This window comes from Peribacillus frigoritolerans (genome assembly GCF_001636405.1).
Lineage (GTDB): Bacteria > Bacillota > Bacilli > Bacillales > DSM-1321 > Peribacillus > Peribacillus frigoritolerans.
Genome location: NZ_KV440950.1, coordinates 1,966,245 through 1,983,233 on the forward strand (window position 1 = coordinate 1,966,245; position 16,989 = coordinate 1,983,233).

Below are 16,989 nucleotides of genomic sequence, written 5' to 3' on the forward strand. Positions count from 1 at the left end.
TTTGTGGCGAATAGAAGATATTCCTTTAAATAACTTTTTTATCCATATCATATAGACGGGGTCGAAAGAATGAGATACACTATATTTTCAGAATATTATTTTTATTCAGATATTCTATTTGTTTAAAAGAACATATTAAAACAAGGGGGTTTCAAATGAAGAAGAAAAAGCTAGCAGGAGTGTTTCTATCACTTTCTTTGGTTGCAGGGACGCTGGCAGGTTGCAGCGGCGACTCGAAAACCAGCAGTTCAGGCGGGGGTTCATCAAAATCGGGTGACACCATTAAAATTGGGGCCAACCTTGAATTGTCCGGAGGTACGGCATCATTCGGCCAATCGGCTGCCGATGGTTTGAAACTGGCCATCGATGAGATTAATAAAGAGGGAATCGACGGTAAAAAATTGGAAATCGTGAAGGTTGATAATAAATCAGATGCAGCAGAAGCTACAAGCGGTTCGATCAAGTTAGTCAGCCAGGACAAGGTAGTGGCTGTAGTCGGATCTGCGACAAGCACGAATACATTGGCACAGGTTCAAGTCGCACAGGATAATAAAGTTCCTCTACTCACACCAACTGCAACAAATCCCGACATTACCAACAAAGCTGGAAAATTAAATGATTATGTGTTCAGAACTTGCTTTATCGATCCATTCCAAGGTACGGTGGCAGCCAATTTCGCATCTGACGAAATAGGGGCAAAGACGGCTGCGATCTATGTGGATAGCGCAAGCGATTATTCTAAAGGATTGGCCGCAGCTTTTAAAGAAGCATTCACTGCCAAGGGCGGTAAGATCGTGGCAGAAGAAGCTTATGTAACGAAAGATACTGATTTCCGTTCTACATTGACACGTATCAAATCGGCAAAACCTGAGTTCGTTTTCCTTCCTGGTTATTATGAGGAAGTCGGATTGATCCTAAAACAGGCACGTGAAGACGGCATAGACCTTCCATTCATGGGCGGGGACGGCTGGGATTCCCCGAAGGTCGTTGAAATTGCCGGAGCGGAAGCTTTAAAAAATACTTATATCACGAATCACTATTCCCCGGAAGATGAAGATGCAAAAATCCAGGATTTCGTTGCAGCCTTCAAAAAGGAATACGATAAAACACCGGATGCCTTTGCTGCACTTGGCTATGACACTGGGTACTACCTGGCAGACGCCATCAAGAGATCTGGAGATGCTTCCCCTGAAAAAATCAGACAAGCGTTGGAAGATGTAAAAGATCTTCAATTAGTTTCCGGAACGCTGAACCTTGATGAAAATCATGATCCGATCAAATCGGCGACCATCCTGGAATATGTGGATGGCAAACAAACATTCAAGACAAAAATCAATCCATAATACCTTACGTGGATAGGGGGCAAGTCCCCCCTATTCTATATTCACTTAAAAAACACCTTAACGGGGAGAGTGCAATATGGAACTGATTCAGCAATTGGTAAATGGCATTTCACTCGGAAGCATTTATGCTTTGATCGCGCTTGGTTATACGATGGTGTATGGAATCGTCAAACTCATAAACTTCGCTCATGGAGACGTATTCATGGTCGGTTCATTTGTGGGCTTTTACGCCATTACCGTAATGGACTTATCCTTCATCCCGGCTTTATTGATTTCAATGGCCACATGTGCCATCTTTGGCGTTTTAATTGAACGCATTGCTTATAAACCCCTTCGTAATGCAACACGGATCGCGGCTTTGATAACGGCCATCGGTGTTTCCCTTCTGATAGAAAATGGGCTGATTTACATCCGGGGCGCCCAGCCGGAAGCCTATCCAAATAATGTCCTTCCGATGGATAAACTCGATATATTCGGAGTTTCCATCAGCAGTCAATCGATATTGATCTTATCCGTATCCATCATATTAATGATCATCCTGCAATTCGTTGTCCATAAAACCAAAATCGGCAAAGCGATGCGTGCCGTTTCTTTCGATTCCGAGGCGGCAAAGCTGATGGGAATCAATGTGAACAATACGATTTCCGCTACTTTCGCCATAGGTTCGGCCCTGGCAGGGGCGGCTGGTGTCATTTTTGGCATCTACTATATTAAAATCGAACCGTTGATGGGTGTCCTTCCTGGCCTTAAAGCATTTGTTGCAGCCGTCTTGGGCGGTATCGGCATCATTCCGGGAGCGATGGTCGGCGGTCTGCTGCTTGGTGTGATCGAGGCTTTGGTCAGTGCCGCCGGTTACTCATTATGGCGCGATGGTGTGGCTTTCGTCGTACTTATCTTGATTTTGATTTTCTTGCCGCAGGGACTATTCGGTAAAAATAAAAGAGAAAAAGTATAGGGGAGACATGGCGATGACTACTTTAAAGAATTCAAAGGGTTTTTGGCTCTCGATCGTGCTCGCACTTATTTTTTTCGGAATCATGCAGTACACCATTTCAAACGGTATCCTCAATCCATTTTATATCAACACGCTCATGTTCATCGGCATCAATATCATGCTGGCGACGAGCCTTCATTTAATCATTGGAATAACCGGGCAGTTCTCTATCGGGCATGCAGGTTTTTTAGCGGTTGGGGCCTATGCTTCGGCAGTCATGACAATGAAGCTGGAACTTCCTTTCATCATAGCTGTATTGACTGGGGGCGTCATCGCCGCTGTTGCGGGTATGGTGATCGGGATACCCAGCTTGCGCCTGAAGGGGGATTACCTGGCGATAGCCACCCTTGGATTTGGGGAAATTGTCCGGATCGTCCTTTTGAATATTGAATATGTAGGCGGTGCAAGCGGGATGCAGGTATCCCACCTGACTACTTGGCCATGGGTTTTTGCCTGTGTCATGATCACCGTCTTAGTCATCAGGAATTTCACCAATTCGACGCACGGGCGTGCATGCATATCCGTAAGGGAAGATGAAACGGCGGCTGATGCGATGGGAATCAATACGACCTATTATAAAGTGGCGGCCTTCGTCATCGGAGCTTTTTTTGCCGGAATTGCCGGATCGCTCTATGCCCATAATTTTTATATTATCCAGCCATCGAATTTCGGTTTCCTGAAATCCTTCGATATACTGATTTTCGTCGTACTTGGCGGTCTTGGAAGTCTTTCAGGTTCGGTTTTGGCCGCCATTTTACTGACGATCGTGACGACATTCCTTCAGGATTATCCGGAAACGAGGATGATCATCTACAGTCTTGTCCTGATCCTGATGATGATTTTCCGCCCGCAGGGGTTAATGGGAACAAAAGAAATCACATCATTGTTCACACATAAAAAAACGAAAGGGGGCCCAAAGGATGGAAGCCACAATACCGTTGCTTAAGGTAGATTCGGTGGGTATCCGCTTTGGCGGATTGAAAGCGGTGTCCGATGTGAACGTGGAATTATTTCCAGGGGAACTTGTAGGCCTGATCGGGCCGAATGGAGCTGGGAAAACAACCTTCTTCAATTTATTGACGGGTGTGTATGTCCCTACAGAAGGAACGATCGCCTTGAACGGGGAAAATCTAAATAAGCAGCAGCCTTATAAAATTACCCGAAAAGGGATCTCGAGGACCTTTCAAAACATTCGTCTCTTCAGTGAGTTATCCGTGATCGATAATGTGAAGGTTGCTTACCACTCGCTTGCCAAGCATGGAATTCCAAGCTCCATATTCCGGTTGCCCGGACATTTTTCAGGGGAAAAGGAAATGGATGAAAAGGCGCTCGAATTTTTGCGGATTTTCAATCTTGACCATTTTAAGGACGAAAAAGCGAAGAATCTTCCATACGGACAGCAAAGGCGGCTGGAAATCGCCCGTGCCCTTGCAGCCAATCCGAAACTTCTTTTACTGGATGAACCGGCAGCCGGGATGAACCCCCATGAAACGAAAGAATTAATGAACCTCATAGCTTTTATCCGGAAGGAGTTCAACCTTACCGTTTTGCTAATCGAACATGATATGTCACTGGTCATGGGTGTATGCGAACGGATTTATGTCCTTGATCATGGACAGCTCATCGCTCACGGAAAGCCGGATGAAATCCGCAACGATCCAAAGGTTATCGAGGCATATCTAGGGGAGGAGGTTTCCTGATGCTGAAAATAGAGGACATCAATGTTTATTACGGCAATATCCAAGCGCTAAAAGGGGTTTCCATGGAGATAAATGAAGGGGAAATCGTGACTTTGATCGGGGCGAACGGAGCGGGAAAAAGCACGCTGCTCAAAACGATTTCCGGTCTGTTAAAACCAAAGCAAGGAAAAGTTCTGTTCGAAGGCGATTCGATTGGGGGAAAAGCGGCACAGGCCATCGTGAAACTGGGCATATCCCATGTGCCTGAAGGACGACGTGTCTTCGCCAACATGACGGTGGCCGAAAACCTGGAGCTTGGAGCTTATTTGCGGAAAGACAAGGATGGCATCCATAAGGATATGGAAAAGGTATACGAGCTATTTCCGAGGCTGCTGGAAAGAATCAAACAGCAGGCTGGCACGCTTTCAGGCGGTGAACAACAGATGCTTGCAATGGGCAGGGCCTTAATGGCGAAACCGCGATTATTACTGCTCGATGAACCTTCGATGGGCCTTGCACCGCTTCTGGTGAAGCAAATATTCAACATCATCCAGGAAATCAGTGAGTCCGGCACAACGATCCTTTTGGTCGAGCAAAACGCCAACCTCGCCTTATCCATTGCAGATCGGGCGTATGTCGTTGAAACGGGCCGAATCGTCCTGTCGGGCAATGCCGAGGAACTAACATCAAGTGAAGAAATAAAAATGGCCTATTTAGGAGGCCACTGAACCGCCATTTGGCGGTTTTTTTGTTTGTTGATCGGGTTATGCAAAATATGCAAAAAGATAAAAAAGCACAGGGTTTCATGCATGATTTTATACATCCAATATAGTATTATTCAATTTTGATATAGGAATTAAGACTAAAAAAACACGAAAAAACTGGGTTTAATTCCCTATCAATATACTTGTATTTTGGTAAAAATGTAATTAATAGGATGAGTAAAATTAGAGAATGAATAAAATTTTTTGATCTGTAAATAAGGAATTTATAATATCAATATAATTTAATTATTCGTTTTTTCTGATTATATCGCCTATTGTCGCAATATTTAAAATATATAAAGATAAAAATGATAGGGCACTACCTGTGAAGAATATCCTAATTACCGAAATCTTCTCGCAATTATTGTATAGACGGAATGAAAATTATGCGGTAAACTATTTTTCGAAATATTAATTTAATTTGAAACATTTCATCTAATCAATTTTTTTCTGAAGGATCATGAATAAATATTCATGCATCAGAGCTTGATTACAAAATGGGGGGATTATTTATGAAAAAGAAAAAATTAGCAAGTGCATTCCTTTCTCTATCACTTGCTGCAGGAGTGCTAGCGGGTTGTTCCGGCTCTGGTTCATCTGAAAAATCAAGCGGGGATGGAGATACGATCAAAATCGGTGTCAACCTTGAATTATCAGGCGGTGTAGCTTCATATGGACAATCGATTGCAGAAGGTCTGGAGCTTGCAACTGCAGAAATCAATAAAGAAGGCATTGACGGTAAAAAAATCAAACTAATTAAAGTCGATAATAAATCTGAAGCGTCCGAAGCGACAAGCGGGGCGATCAAGCTGACATCGCAAGATCAGGTAGCAGCGATCGTGGGCGCAGCAACAAGCACGAACTCGATTGCACAAGTACAGATTGCCCAAGATAATAAAGTGCCGGTCATTTCACCTTCTGGTACAAGCCCTGAAATCACTTTCAGCAAGGATAAATTGAATGATTTCGTTTTCAGGACAAGCTTCATCGATCCGTTCCAAGGGACGGTAGCTGCAAACTTTGCCGCTAAAGAAATCAAAGCGAAAAGTGCAGCCATCTATATTGACAGCTCAAGTGATTATTCAAAAGGGTTAGCCGCAGCCTTTAAAGAACAATTCGAAAAGAATGGCGGAAAAGTTGTTGCTGAGGAAGCTTACATTGCGAAGGATACTGATTTCCGTTCCACATTGACTCGTTTGAAATCGGCAAAACCTGATTTCATTTTCCTTCCTGGTTACTATGAGGAAGCTGGTCTGATCGTGAAGCAGGCACGGGAAACTGGACTTGACGTTCCATTCATGGGCGGCGACGGCTGGGATTCTCCTAAGCTAGTTGAAATTGCCGGTGCAAAAGCTCTAAATAATACGTTCATCACGAACCACTATTCTTCAGGTGATCCTGATGAGAAAATTCAGAATTTTGTGTCAGCATTTAAAGCGAAATACAAAGATAAGTCCCCGGATGCATTCAATGCCCTAGGATATGACACAGGATACTTCCTTGCAGACGCGATTAAACGTGCTGGTTCAGCGGATTCGGAAAAAATCAAAGAAGCGCTGGAAAAAACGGCTGACCTTGAGCTTGTTACGGGTACATTCACATTGGATGAAAAACATAATCCAATCAAATCTGCCACCATCCTTGAATTTAAAGAAGGAAAACAAGTATTCAACACAAAAATCAATCCTTAATTTCGGAGAACAACTCCAACCCTTTCGCCGGCCCTTCCTTAATAAGAAGGTGCTGGCGAATTCTCATTTTTCAAGCATGCCAGGGTGTTGAACATCCCCTTAGCGGAATGAAAAGAGTCTGGACTAATCACTCATAAAATTAGATTTTCAAGGAGAGTCGAACATGGAATTGATACAACAGTTAATTAACGGGGTTTCATTAGGAAGTATTTATGCCCTTATCGCTCTCGGATATACGATGGTTTACGGGATTGTTAAATTGATAAACTTTGCACATGGCGATGTATTCATGGTCGGCTCATTCGTTGGGTTTTACTCAATAACGGTCCTGGATCTGTCATTCGTGCCCGCCCTATTAATCTCGATGACGGTCTGTGCTCTGTTTGGAGTATTGATCGAACGTATCGCGTACAAGCCATTGCGTAACGCAACACGTATCGCGGCACTTATCACTGCCATCGGTGTTTCCCTTTTGATCGAATACGGATTCATCTACGTCCGCGGTGCACAGCCGGAAGCTTATCCGAATGATGTATTGCCGACAGACAAGTTCAATATTTTTGGAGTTTCCATCAATAGTCAATCGATTTTGATTTTTGGAGTGGCTGTAGTCTTGATGATCATCCTTCAAATCATCGTTCATAAATCGAAAATTGGAAAAGCGATGCGTGCCGTTTCCTACGATGCGGATGCAGCTAAGCTGATGGGTATAAATGTCGATAACACGATTTCTGCCACCTTTGCAATCGGTTCCGCATTGGCTGGGGCAGCGGGCGTCATTTTCGGTATTTACTATATTAAGATCGAGCCGCTCATGGGTGTGCTTCCGGGATTGAAGGCATTCGTTGCCGCCGTACTTGGAGGGATCGGGATTATACCGGGCGCGATGGTCGGTGGCCTATTGCTAGGAGTCATCGAAGCTTTGGTCAGTGCCGCCGGTTACTCATTATGGCGTGATGCTGTAGCCTTCGTCGTACTGATTCTTATCTTGATTTTCATGCCACAAGGCTTATTCGGTAAAAACAAAAAAGAAAAAGTATAGGGGAGACAAAGCAATGACTACAATTAAGCGAGCAAAAGGTTTTTGGCTCTCGATTTTACTATCATTGATCTTTTTCGCCGTAGTTCAAGTGTTAATCGGCGGCGGATCGCTAAATCCTTTTTATCAAAATACGCTCATGTTCATCGGGATCAATATCATTCTGGCGGCGAGCCTGCACTTGATCATCGGGATAACCGGGCAGTTCTCCATCGGGCATGCCGGATTCCTGGCAGTCGGTGCCTATGCTTCAGCCGTCATGACGATGAAGCTGGAAATGCCATTTTATGCGGCATTGATAGTCGGCGGTTTGGCGTCAGCGCTGGCAGGATTGATCATCGGAATTCCTAGCTTACGCTTAAAAGGTGACTATCTGGCGATTGCGACCCTTGGTTTTGGGGAAATCGTCCGGATCATGCTTTTGAATATCGATTATGTCGGCGGGGCGAGCGGCATGCAGGTTTCCCATTTGACCACTTGGCCGTGGGTATTCGCTTCCGTCATCGTAACGATCATCGTCATCCGAAACTTTACTAGCTCGACCCACGGAAGAGCCTGCATATCGATCCGCGAGGACGAAACGGCTGCCGATTCGATGGGAATCAACACGACTTATTATAAAGTTGTCGCCTTTGCGATCGGTGCTTTTTTTGCCGGTATCGCTGGGGGGCTTTACGCTCATAACTTCTATATCATCCAGCCGTCGAACTTTGGATTCCTGAAATCATTTGATATTTTGATCCTTGTCGTACTTGGCGGTCTTGGAAGTCTTTCCGGTGCCGTATTGGCCGCGATATTACTGACGGTAGTCACGACTTTCCTGCAGGATTATCCGGAAACACGAATGATCATCTACAGTCTTGTGCTTATCGTGATGATGCTCTATCGCCCGCAAGGTTTAATGGGTACCAAAGAAATAACATCCATGTTCAAACGTAAAGGAGGAAGCAGCCATGAAAAAAATAAAAACACCGCTGCTTAAAGTCGATTCGGTCGGCATCCAGTTCGGAGGGCTTAAAGCCGTTTCTGATGTTAACGTCGAATTATATCCAGGAGAACTAATTGGCTTGATCGGGCCGAACGGCGCTGGAAAAACCACTTTCTTTAACTTGCTGACAGGAGTTTACGTCCCGACGGAGGGCACCATTTCTTTGGAAGGTGAGAACTTAAGAAAACTGCCTCCATATAAAATCACGCAAAAAGGGATCAGCCGGACATTCCAGAACATTCGCTTATTCAGCGAACTATCGGTGATCGACAATGTAAAAGTGGCCTATCATTCGCTTTCGAAGCATGGCATCTTAAGTTCGGTCTTCCGCATGCCGATCCATTTTAAAGGCGAAAAGGAAATGGATGAAAAAGCGATTGAGTTCCTGAAGATCTTCAACCTTGATCAATATAAGGATGAAAAGGCAAAGAACCTGCCATATGGTAAACAAAGACGTTTGGAGATCGCCCGTGCCCTTGCCGCCAACCCGAAACTGCTTTTGCTCGATGAACCGGCAGCGGGGATGAACCCCCAGGAAACGCACGAACTCATGAACCTGATTGCCCTCATCCGTGAGAAATTCGATTTGACCGTATTATTGATAGAACATGATATGCCGCTCGTCATGGGTGTTTGTGAACGCATATATGTACTCGATCACGGACAGCTGATCGCTCAAGGAAAGCCAGAGGAAATCCGTAACAATCCAAAAGTCATCGAGGCCTATCTGGGCGAGGAGGTTTCATAATGTTAAAAATCGAGGACATCAACGTCTATTACGGAAACATTCAAGCCTTGAAAGGAATCTCGCTTTCTATTAACGAAGGCGAAATCGTAACCCTGATCGGGGCGAACGGAGCCGGGAAAAGCACGTTGCTGAAGAGCATTTCCGGCCTATTAAAACCAAAACAAGGGAAGATCATATACGAAGGGGATTCCATCGGGGGGAAGGCAGCGCAATCCATCGTGAAAATGGGCATTTCCCATGTCCCTGAAGGCCGGCGGGTCTTTGCTAACATGACCGTCGAAGAAAACCTTCAGCTAGGTGCTTATCTGCGCAAAGATAAGGCAGGCATCAAGCAGGACATGGAGAAAGTCTATGAATTATTCCCGCGTTTGCTGGAGCGCCTGAAACAGCAATCCGGAACCCTTTCCGGCGGGGAACAGCAAATGCTCGCGATGGGCAGGGCACTCATGGCCAAGCCCCGGCTTCTGTTACTGGACGAGCCATCGATGGGACTTGCTCCATTATTGGTGAAGCAAATCTTTCATATCATCGAAGAAATCAACAAAACAGGTACGACGATTCTGCTGGTCGAACAAAATGCCAACTTAGCACTATCCATCGCGGACAGAGCCTATGTTGTCGAAACCGGCCGAATCGTCCTATCAGGCAAATCAGAGGAGCTGACTGCAAGCGAAGAAATCAAGAATGCCTATTTAGGCGGACATTAAACCTGTTACAGACTGCAGACGAACTCGAGGAAAAAGCGAGTTTGGCTGCAGTTTTTTTATTTTAAAAAGGTTCCAGTTGATTTCAGAAATCCGCTCCCTTTCCGCCGACTGTTTGCCAAGCCTCCTCGGCGCAAGCGCCTCCGGTGTCTCGGCTAGCCAGTAATTCGGCAGGAGTGTCGCAAATTTCTTCCATCTATTAAGGATTACAGCAAAAAAACATGAAGAATAATTTAGTCTTGTTTTAAAATCATGGTTTAGGATTAGACCAATCGGAACTCCCAGACTGACTGGAGATATATTCGAGGAAAAACGAGTTTGGCTGCAGTTTTTTTGTTTGTAAAACTTGAACCGTTGATTTCCACTCCAGGCACTCGCTTTCCGCGGGCGGTCCGTGAGCCTCCTCGGCGCTTTTGCGCCTGCGGGGTTTCCCTTGGACTCGCATTTCCCGCAGGAGTCTCGTACCTTCCGTTCCAATCAACTTTGTTTGAATACTTAGATAGACCTCCTTGTTGCCTGAAGTTATTTTGTTTGTAAAACTCGAACCGTTGATATCCACTCCAGGCACTCGCTTTCCGCGGGCGTTCCGGGAGCCCCTCGGCGCTTTTGCGCCTGCGGGGTTTCCCTTGGACTCGCATTTCCCGCAGGAGTCTCGAACACCCGCTCCAATCAACTTTGTTTTAACAGTAAAATAGACCTTCTTTTGTCTACACTTTTTTTGAGGGTGTGTAAAACTCGAACCGTTGATTTTCCACTCCAGGCACTCGCTTTCCGCGGGCGGTCCCGGGAGCCTCCTCGGCGCTTTTGCGCCTGCGGGGTCTCCCTCGGACTCGCATTTCCCGCAGGAGTCTCGCATCTCGTAGATAGAACCCCATGACCATCAAGCTAAGGTTTTTAATAACGAAAAGTTTACCCTCCACAGTTATTTATGAGATTTTGGCTCATTTTTTCGTTTTTTTGGGAACCATTAATTTCTTAAGTTGATGGTAAGCATGATTCCCCCTATATAACAAAGAAGGAACCTATCATATTTCATGATAGGTTCCTTCTTTAAATGCAATAACATTATCTTTAGAATCGTTTCCGTTTTTATAAAGGTCTTACAAAGTCGAATTTTTTGTATTATTTTAGCTGGATGTTGGTTTCTCATCAGCATTCAATTTTTTCATGATTCAATCTATGAATAAAATATCTACTGCTGTTTGTTAGGTAGTGCATGATAGCCAAAGGCTAAATCCAGCAAAGCACTTGCTTCTTGACGCAATAACAAATCCTTCGGACGGAAGGTTAAGGATCCGTCAGCATTAATGGAAGTATCAGGGTCTAGAATGCCTTGGGAGGCAAGTGCCTGAATCGATTGAATTGCCCAGTCATCCGCAGCATCAAGTAATGTAACTTTAATAGCTTTGTCAGGTTGAATCGGTTTCATGTCATGAATTTGCTTTAAGTTTTGAATCATGGTTGCTGCGACCTGTCGGGTAATCGGAGTAGCACGGTCATACCCTGGAATTCCTTTCATAACTTTTTCCCTTGCCTCCTTGGAGTCGTCTGGAAAACCGTTCCATCCATAAGCAAGTAACAACGTATCCGCAAACTCTCCTTGTGTCATGATGTCCATCGGTTTGAATAGATTACCTGTTTTAGCACCCATAATATTTAGAGCATGAAGATTATCAATGTGACTTCTATAGTTACCCTTTTGTGGAACGTCATCAAAAGGTGGTTTGTTGTTAAATCTCTGGGCATCTGCTACAAAATCAAGGCTTTTAGGAGAGCTGTAGTGAAAATATGCGATTTCTCCAGCTGAATTCTTTTTGAAAGCAACTTTGCTGCCTTCCGAATCTTCAAATAACAACGGATGAATCATTTTGAGAACTTGTTTTCCAAATCCACTCTCCATGACCAAGTTCCCATTTTCATAAGTGAAATGAGTGCGAAGTGCAGCGAAACGCGTATTTTGGAATAAGCCGAAGTATTTATGAGCTTCTTTTTCCTCTAACGGGAGATAACTTGTTTTTCCTTCATTCTTCTTAGCAGGGAAATAGTGATCCATGAGAGTTTCATATATGTCTAAACTCATCCTTGAATCATTATTGTAAGACATGAAGAATGCTGTTTTTTGTTCAGGCACTAAAATCAGCAGTGATTGATGTCCAGGCATGCTTCCCCCTTTTATTACAACGTGTTGACCGTTAGCAAATTCATTAAAAGGCGTTTCAAATCCAATTGTCGCAACAGGAATCTTCTTATCATCAAAAACTTGATAGGCATGCATCATATCCAAGCTTTTTTTACTTACAATTTCCTTGTCTTTAAACTTTCCTTTCTGTAGTTGCATAATCATGTATTTTGACATGTCTTCTGCAGTAGATAAAATGCCTCCTTGTGGTGTATCCCTTAAACCGCTCCCACTTGCTGGAATCGGATCGCCAGTGGGACCATAAGGTGTGGCCATTTTTTCGAGAAGATCAGGCGTAAAGCTCATGCTTGTAGATTTCATATCTAATGGTTTGAAAATATTCTTTTCCATATATTTCGAGAAAGGGGTGTTGGTAGCATTCTCCACTGCAAACCCTGCGAGCGCAAATCCGACGTTGTCATACGTATAAACTTCTCCTGGTGGCCGTACCACAGTTGGCATATGTTTAGCGAAAAATTCTTTCATCGGTATACTATTATTATTATTAATATATTCAGGTCCAGTTATGTTTGTAAGATCGGGAAAATCCACCCCGCTGGTATAAGTGAGCATATCAAACAGGGTAAGAGGTTTCCCAGTTTGATTAGGCATTTTTAATCCACCAAAATATTTTTGTACGTCTTGATCTAGTTTAAGCTTTCCTTTATCGACTTGCTGTATCACAGCCAAAGCAGTAAAAGTTTTCGTGACTGAACCGATTTGAAAGACCGTGTCCTTAGTGACGGGGATTTTCTTTTCTTTATCGGCATATCCATACCCTTTATTGACAACGACCTTTCCATCATGAACGACGACAAAACTAGAACCGTTCACATTGAACTTCTTCATTTTTTCTTCAAATAACGGATCAGCAAAAGATTCTATTTCTTTTTTATTAATAGGTCCTTTCGTCATTTGGATATCAGTCGTGGATGCCGATGGTTTTGATTTTCCTGCTTCTAACGATTGTTGGGAACACGCAGAAATCATGGTTGAAGAAGTAAGGAGAATTGCAACGATCCCCAGTTTGTTAATTGCTTTTTTCATTTTTGTACGCTCCTTTATTTGATTGGAATTTTTGTTAGCACAACGAGTTAGGGGCTCGTTAGCGTATGAACAAAGTGTAGCAAGCGGCGAGTCATAGTCGATAGTGAGCTTTTGTCATATTTATAAAGAACAACAAAAATTGAGTGGGAAACGGCTGTATTAATAGCTATGTCATAGAAACCATGACATTTTGACACTACCGTATGTGACAGAAAAACACCTAGAATCAAAGAGCGGTTTTTACCGCATTAACAATAAATGAGGAGGGGAGGTTTTTATTGTGCATGATAAAAATATAAAGAGGAGTGAAAGAGGAAACAGGTATGAACTACATTGGCGGAGATAATGGCCGTGTGGTTAATACGAAACAGCAAACAACTAACTATACAAGATAAATAGAGATGAGGAATACCTTATGAAAACACGTAGCAAAATTACATTTGCAAGTCTTGCCCTTTTAATAGCTGGAAGTTCCCTGTTATACACAACGCCAACCTCAATTGTAAAAGGAGAGCCTACTAAAAATGTATCTAGTTCTTTACAAACAAGTACTCAACGAGATCGTACTGCTGTCAAGCAAGCAATACGGGATACATTGCAATTTGGATTCCCGGGGATACTTGCTAAAACTGCTGAGGGTGGAAAAACGCGGGGGTATGCCGCTGGGGTAGCGGATCTTAGCACCAAGAAACCAATGAAAACAGATTTTCGCTTTCGCATTGGCAGTGTGACGAAGACGTTCATCGCGACGGTTTTACTTCAATTAGCTGGAGAGAACCGCCTGAACCTAGACGACTCCATTGAAAAATGGTTACCTGGTATCATTCAAGGAAATGGATATGATGCTAAACAGATTACTATCCGACAGATGTTGAACCATACAAGTGGTATCGCTGAATACTCAAGATCAAAAGAAGCTGATTTTACGCATACAAAAAGAGTGTATACCGCTGATGAGCTAGTAAAGATTGGACTTTTGATGCCCCCAGACTTTGCCCCAGGAAAGACCTGGTCTTATTCAAACACAGGATACGTATTACTAGGTATCCTTATTGAAAAAGTAACCGGAAACAGTTATGCGGAAGAGATTGAAAATCGGATCATTGAACCGCTTGAATTGTCGAATACATTCCTGCCTGGCAATTCAAGCGTTATTCCAGGCACCAAGCATGCCCGGGGATATTCCCAACCAGACGAAGCAAGTGAGATAAAAGACGTTACTTATTTTAATCCAAGTATAGGTAGCTCGGCTGGAGAGATGATTTCTACTGCTGACGACTTAAACAAATTCTTTTCTTACTTGCTTGGTGGCAAATTAATGAAGGAACAGCAGCTAAAACAAATGCTTACTACAGTTCCTACAGGAAGAGCTGAAATCGGGAGATATGGTCTTGGAATCTATGAAACTAAGCTTCCAAGCGGTGTCCCGATATGGGGACATACAGGTGGCATACCAGGATTCAGCACTTTTGCTGGAGGTACACTTGGCGGTAAGCATACGTTGGCCGTCAGTTTGAACAGTTTGGGTAGGGATAACGGTCCTGATCCTTTTAAAAATATTTTACTTGCTGAATTTAGCAAGTAGGCAAAAAGGAAAACCGGATAAATTTTGTCATAGTTTTTATAGTTGAAAATATACCTTTCTGGTTCAAAAAAACAACTTACTCTAAAAATCTTTTGGGAAAGGAAAGTTCTTAATTTGATGGACATGTGGTACCACTTTTCGAAAAACGCAAACATTCTGTCTAATGAAGAATGTAACAACAAAGGAGAAAAAAACATGAAAAAAAAGAAGCAAAGTTTAGCAGTTTTATTGTCAGCTGGTGTTATTGCTACATCAATTAGTTTACCGGTATCTAGCTATGCAGTTACATCAAATAATGTACTGTCTACAGAGAAATATAATGAAACTGTAGTATTTCGATATGATGATGAAAATAAGGACAAATATAAACTAGGTACAAAGAGTGTTCAAGAATCATTCACTGTAAAGAAACAAGAAGTTAATCAACGGTTTTTATCCCCACAACTAGGTAACCATAATTATTTTATTGAAGTAGGGAGGCGAAATCCTAAAGCATAATATTTTTACATGCAGCAAGCGGCGAGTCATAGTCGATAGTGAACTTTTGTCATATTCATAAAAAAAAACAAAAATTTGAGTGGGATACGGCTGTATTAATAGCTATGTCATAGAAACCATGACATTTTGACACTACCGTATGTGACAGAAAAACCCATAGAATCAAAGAGCAGTTCTTAACGCATTAACAATAAAGGAGGAGGGGTGATTTTCATTGTGCATGATAAAAATATAATGAGGCGTGAAAGGGGAAACTGGTATGACCTATTTATGAAAAACAAACCAGTAACAAGAGTCTTTTAAGGAAAAGAAGTAATTTCTAGGGTTAACATACATGTGGAAAAAGAGGAATTTACCATTTGTTAGAACTCAATGGCGTTTGTGAAAATAATAATGAGTAAGATAATTGCAAATCCACTCTTGCCCTTTTGTCTTTGGTTAAGATGAAAGCTGTGAGACTAGTATAAAACAGCAAATAACTACCGATACAATATGAATAGAGGAGAGGAATATCTTTATGAAAAAGCGTCAAATTACATCTACAGGTTTAGTCCTTTTAATAACTGGAAGTTCTCTGTTATATACAACACCAACCTCCATTATAAAAGCAGAGCCCACTCAAAATGTATCTAGTTCGTTACAAACAAGTACCCAACAAGATCGTACTTCTGTTAAGCAAGCAATGCGGGATACACTACAACTTGGATACCCTGGGATACTTGCTAAAACTGCTGAGGGTGGAAAAACATGGGGTTATGCCGCAGGGGTAGCGGATCTGAGAACCAAGAAACCAATGAAAACAGAATTTCGCTTTCGCATTGGCAGTGTGACGAAGACGTTCACCGCGACGGTTTTACTTCAATTAGCTGGAGAGAACCGCTTGAATCTAGACGACCCCATTGAAAAATGGTTGCCTGGTGTCATTCAAGGAAACGGATATGATAGTAACCAGATTACTATCCGGCAGATATTGAATCACACAAGTGGTATCGCTGACTACATAAAGTCAAAAGACTTTGATATTAAAGATACAAAAAAATCGTATACAGCTGAAGAATTCGTAAAGATGGGGGTTTCTCTTCCCCCAGACTTTGCTCCAGGAAAGGGCTGGTCTTATTCAAACACAGGATACGTATTACTGGGCATCCTTATTGAAAAAGTGACTGGAAACAGCTATGCGGAAGAGGTTGAAAATCGGATTATTGAACCGCTTGAATTGTCGAATACATTCCTGCCTGGCAATTCAACGGTTATTCCAGGCACCAAGCATGCCCGTGGATATGAAAGTTATGACGGAGAAAGTGAGCTAAAAGACGTTACGTATTCTAACCCAGGTAGTTCGGATGGAGATTTGATTTCTACTGCTGACGACTTAAACAAATTCTTCTCTTGCTTACTCAGTGGCAAATTACTGAAGGAACAGCAACTAAAACAAATGCTTACTACGGTTCCTACTGGAATGGAAGGGGTCGATGGATATGGTCTTGGAATCTATGAAACTAAACTTCCAAACCACGTCTCGATATGGGGACACGCAGGCGGTGTTCCAGGGTTTTCTACTTTTGCTGGAGGCACACTTGGAGGCAAGCATACATTGGCCACCAATTTGAATGGCCATAAAGCTAATGGTGGTTCTGATCCTTTTAAAAATATTTTACTTGCTGAATTTAGCAAGTAGGCAAAAAGGAAAGTCATGCTATTAAGCTAATAAAACAAAATCCTCCATAACA

General features: G+C 42.9%; 14 protein-coding genes. 13 read left to right on the top strand and 1 reads right to left on the bottom strand.

Going from position 1 to position 16,989, the window contains the following annotated elements; translation table 11 throughout:
- The first annotated feature begins 155 nt into the window (after positions 1-155).
- From A6755_RS09615 to A6755_RS09660, 10 genes are all read left to right on the top strand, one after another.
- Positions 156-1,343, top strand: coding sequence for an ABC transporter substrate-binding protein (locus A6755_RS09615; RefSeq protein ID WP_063590526.1), 1,188 nt, complete (start codon positions 156-158; stop codon positions 1,341-1,343).
- A gap of 76 nt (positions 1,344-1,419) precedes the next feature.
- Positions 1,420-2,298, top strand: coding sequence for a branched-chain amino acid ABC transporter permease (locus A6755_RS09620; protein WP_034308761.1), 879 nt, complete (start codon positions 1,420-1,422; stop codon positions 2,296-2,298).
- Positions 2,299-2,311: 13 nt separating this feature from the next.
- Complete coding sequence (locus A6755_RS09625; protein ID WP_034308758.1) at positions 2,312-3,283, top strand: branched-chain amino acid ABC transporter permease; 972 nt, start codon at positions 2,312-2,314, stop codon at positions 3,281-3,283.
- Positions 3,258-4,037 (top strand): ABC transporter ATP-binding protein, encoded by a 780-nt coding sequence (locus A6755_RS09630; protein WP_063590527.1) that lies wholly within the window; start codon positions 3,258-3,260, stop codon positions 4,035-4,037. The genes A6755_RS09625 and A6755_RS09630 overlap by 26 nt, the downstream gene beginning before the upstream one ends.
- A complete protein-coding gene (locus tag A6755_RS09635) occupies positions 4,037-4,744 on the top strand; it encodes an ABC transporter ATP-binding protein (protein WP_034308755.1) in 708 nt (235 codons plus the stop codon). Before A6755_RS09630 ends, A6755_RS09635 begins: the two co-directional genes overlap by 1 nt.
- A gap of 548 nt (positions 4,745-5,292) precedes the next feature.
- Positions 5,293-6,471 (top strand): ABC transporter substrate-binding protein, encoded by a 1,179-nt coding sequence (locus A6755_RS09640; RefSeq protein ID WP_034308753.1) that lies wholly within the window; start codon positions 5,293-5,295, stop codon positions 6,469-6,471.
- Positions 6,472-6,634: 163 nt separating this feature from the next.
- A complete protein-coding gene (locus A6755_RS09645; RefSeq protein WP_034308751.1) occupies positions 6,635-7,513 on the top strand; it encodes a branched-chain amino acid ABC transporter permease in 879 nt (292 codons plus the stop codon).
- 13 nt (positions 7,514-7,526) lie between these two features.
- The gene (locus A6755_RS09650) at positions 7,527-8,492 is read left to right on the top strand and encodes a branched-chain amino acid ABC transporter permease (RefSeq protein WP_063590528.1); all 966 of its coding nucleotides are present in this window, start codon (positions 7,527-7,529) and stop codon (positions 8,490-8,492) included.
- Positions 8,464-9,246, top strand: coding sequence for an ABC transporter ATP-binding protein (locus A6755_RS09655; protein WP_063590529.1), 783 nt, complete (start codon positions 8,464-8,466; stop codon positions 9,244-9,246). The genes A6755_RS09650 and A6755_RS09655 overlap by 29 nt, the downstream gene beginning before the upstream one ends.
- Complete coding sequence (locus A6755_RS09660) at positions 9,246-9,953, top strand: ABC transporter ATP-binding protein (RefSeq protein ID WP_034308744.1); 708 nt, start codon at positions 9,246-9,248, stop codon at positions 9,951-9,953. Before A6755_RS09655 ends, A6755_RS09660 begins: the two co-directional genes overlap by 1 nt.
- Before the next feature lie 1,189 nt (positions 9,954-11,142).
- Here the strand turns inward: A6755_RS09660 and A6755_RS09670 are convergent.
- Positions 11,143-13,176, bottom strand: coding sequence for a serine hydrolase domain-containing protein (locus A6755_RS09670; protein ID WP_063590531.1), 2,034 nt, complete (start codon positions 13,174-13,176; stop codon positions 11,143-11,145).
- A gap of 415 nt (positions 13,177-13,591) precedes the next feature.
- Between A6755_RS09670 and A6755_RS09675 the strand changes: the two genes are divergently transcribed.
- The 3 genes from A6755_RS09675 to A6755_RS09685 all read left to right on the top strand — a co-directional run bounded on the left by A6755_RS09675 (position 13,592) and on the right by A6755_RS09685 (position 16,937).
- Positions 13,592-14,761, top strand: coding sequence for a serine hydrolase domain-containing protein (locus tag A6755_RS09675; RefSeq protein ID WP_063590532.1), 1,170 nt, complete (start codon positions 13,592-13,594; stop codon positions 14,759-14,761).
- Between the two features lie 195 nt (positions 14,762-14,956).
- Complete coding sequence (locus tag A6755_RS09680) at positions 14,957-15,259, top strand: hypothetical protein (RefSeq protein ID WP_063590533.1); 303 nt, start codon at positions 14,957-14,959, stop codon at positions 15,257-15,259.
- Between the two features lie 517 nt (positions 15,260-15,776).
- The gene (locus tag A6755_RS09685; RefSeq protein WP_063590534.1) at positions 15,777-16,937 is read left to right on the top strand and encodes a serine hydrolase domain-containing protein; all 1,161 of its coding nucleotides are present in this window, start codon (positions 15,777-15,779) and stop codon (positions 16,935-16,937) included.
- The last annotated feature ends 52 nt before the right edge of the window (positions 16,938-16,989 follow it).

Coding starts and splice junctions, on each gene's coding strand:
- A6755_RS09685 (WP_063590534.1), top strand. CDS start 15,777: ATGAAAAAGCGTCAAATTACATCTACAGGTTTAGTCCTTTTAATAACT.
- A6755_RS09670 (WP_063590531.1), bottom strand. CDS start 13,176: ATGAAAAAAGCAATTAACAAACTGGGGATCGTTGCAATTCTCCTTACT.
- A6755_RS09675 (WP_063590532.1), top strand. CDS start 13,592: ATGAAAACACGTAGCAAAATTACATTTGCAAGTCTTGCCCTTTTAATA.
- A6755_RS09635 (WP_034308755.1), top strand. CDS start 4,037: ATGCTGAAAATAGAGGACATCAATGTTTATTACGGCAATATCCAAGCG.
- A6755_RS09645 (WP_034308751.1), top strand. CDS start 6,635: ATGGAATTGATACAACAGTTAATTAACGGGGTTTCATTAGGAAGTATT.
- A6755_RS09650 (WP_063590528.1), top strand. CDS start 7,527: ATGACTACAATTAAGCGAGCAAAAGGTTTTTGGCTCTCGATTTTACTA.
- A6755_RS09615 (WP_063590526.1), top strand. CDS start 156: ATGAAGAAGAAAAAGCTAGCAGGAGTGTTTCTATCACTTTCTTTGGTT.
- A6755_RS09655 (WP_063590529.1), top strand. CDS start 8,464: ATGAAAAAAATAAAAACACCGCTGCTTAAAGTCGATTCGGTCGGCATC.
- A6755_RS09640 (WP_034308753.1), top strand. CDS start 5,293: ATGAAAAAGAAAAAATTAGCAAGTGCATTCCTTTCTCTATCACTTGCT.
- A6755_RS09620 (WP_034308761.1), top strand. CDS start 1,420: ATGGAACTGATTCAGCAATTGGTAAATGGCATTTCACTCGGAAGCATT.
- A6755_RS09630 (WP_063590527.1), top strand. CDS start 3,258: ATGGAAGCCACAATACCGTTGCTTAAGGTAGATTCGGTGGGTATCCGC.
- A6755_RS09625 (WP_034308758.1), top strand. CDS start 2,312: ATGACTACTTTAAAGAATTCAAAGGGTTTTTGGCTCTCGATCGTGCTC.
- A6755_RS09680 (WP_063590533.1), top strand. CDS start 14,957: ATGAAAAAAAAGAAGCAAAGTTTAGCAGTTTTATTGTCAGCTGGTGTT.
- A6755_RS09660 (WP_034308744.1), top strand. CDS start 9,246: ATGTTAAAAATCGAGGACATCAACGTCTATTACGGAAACATTCAAGCC.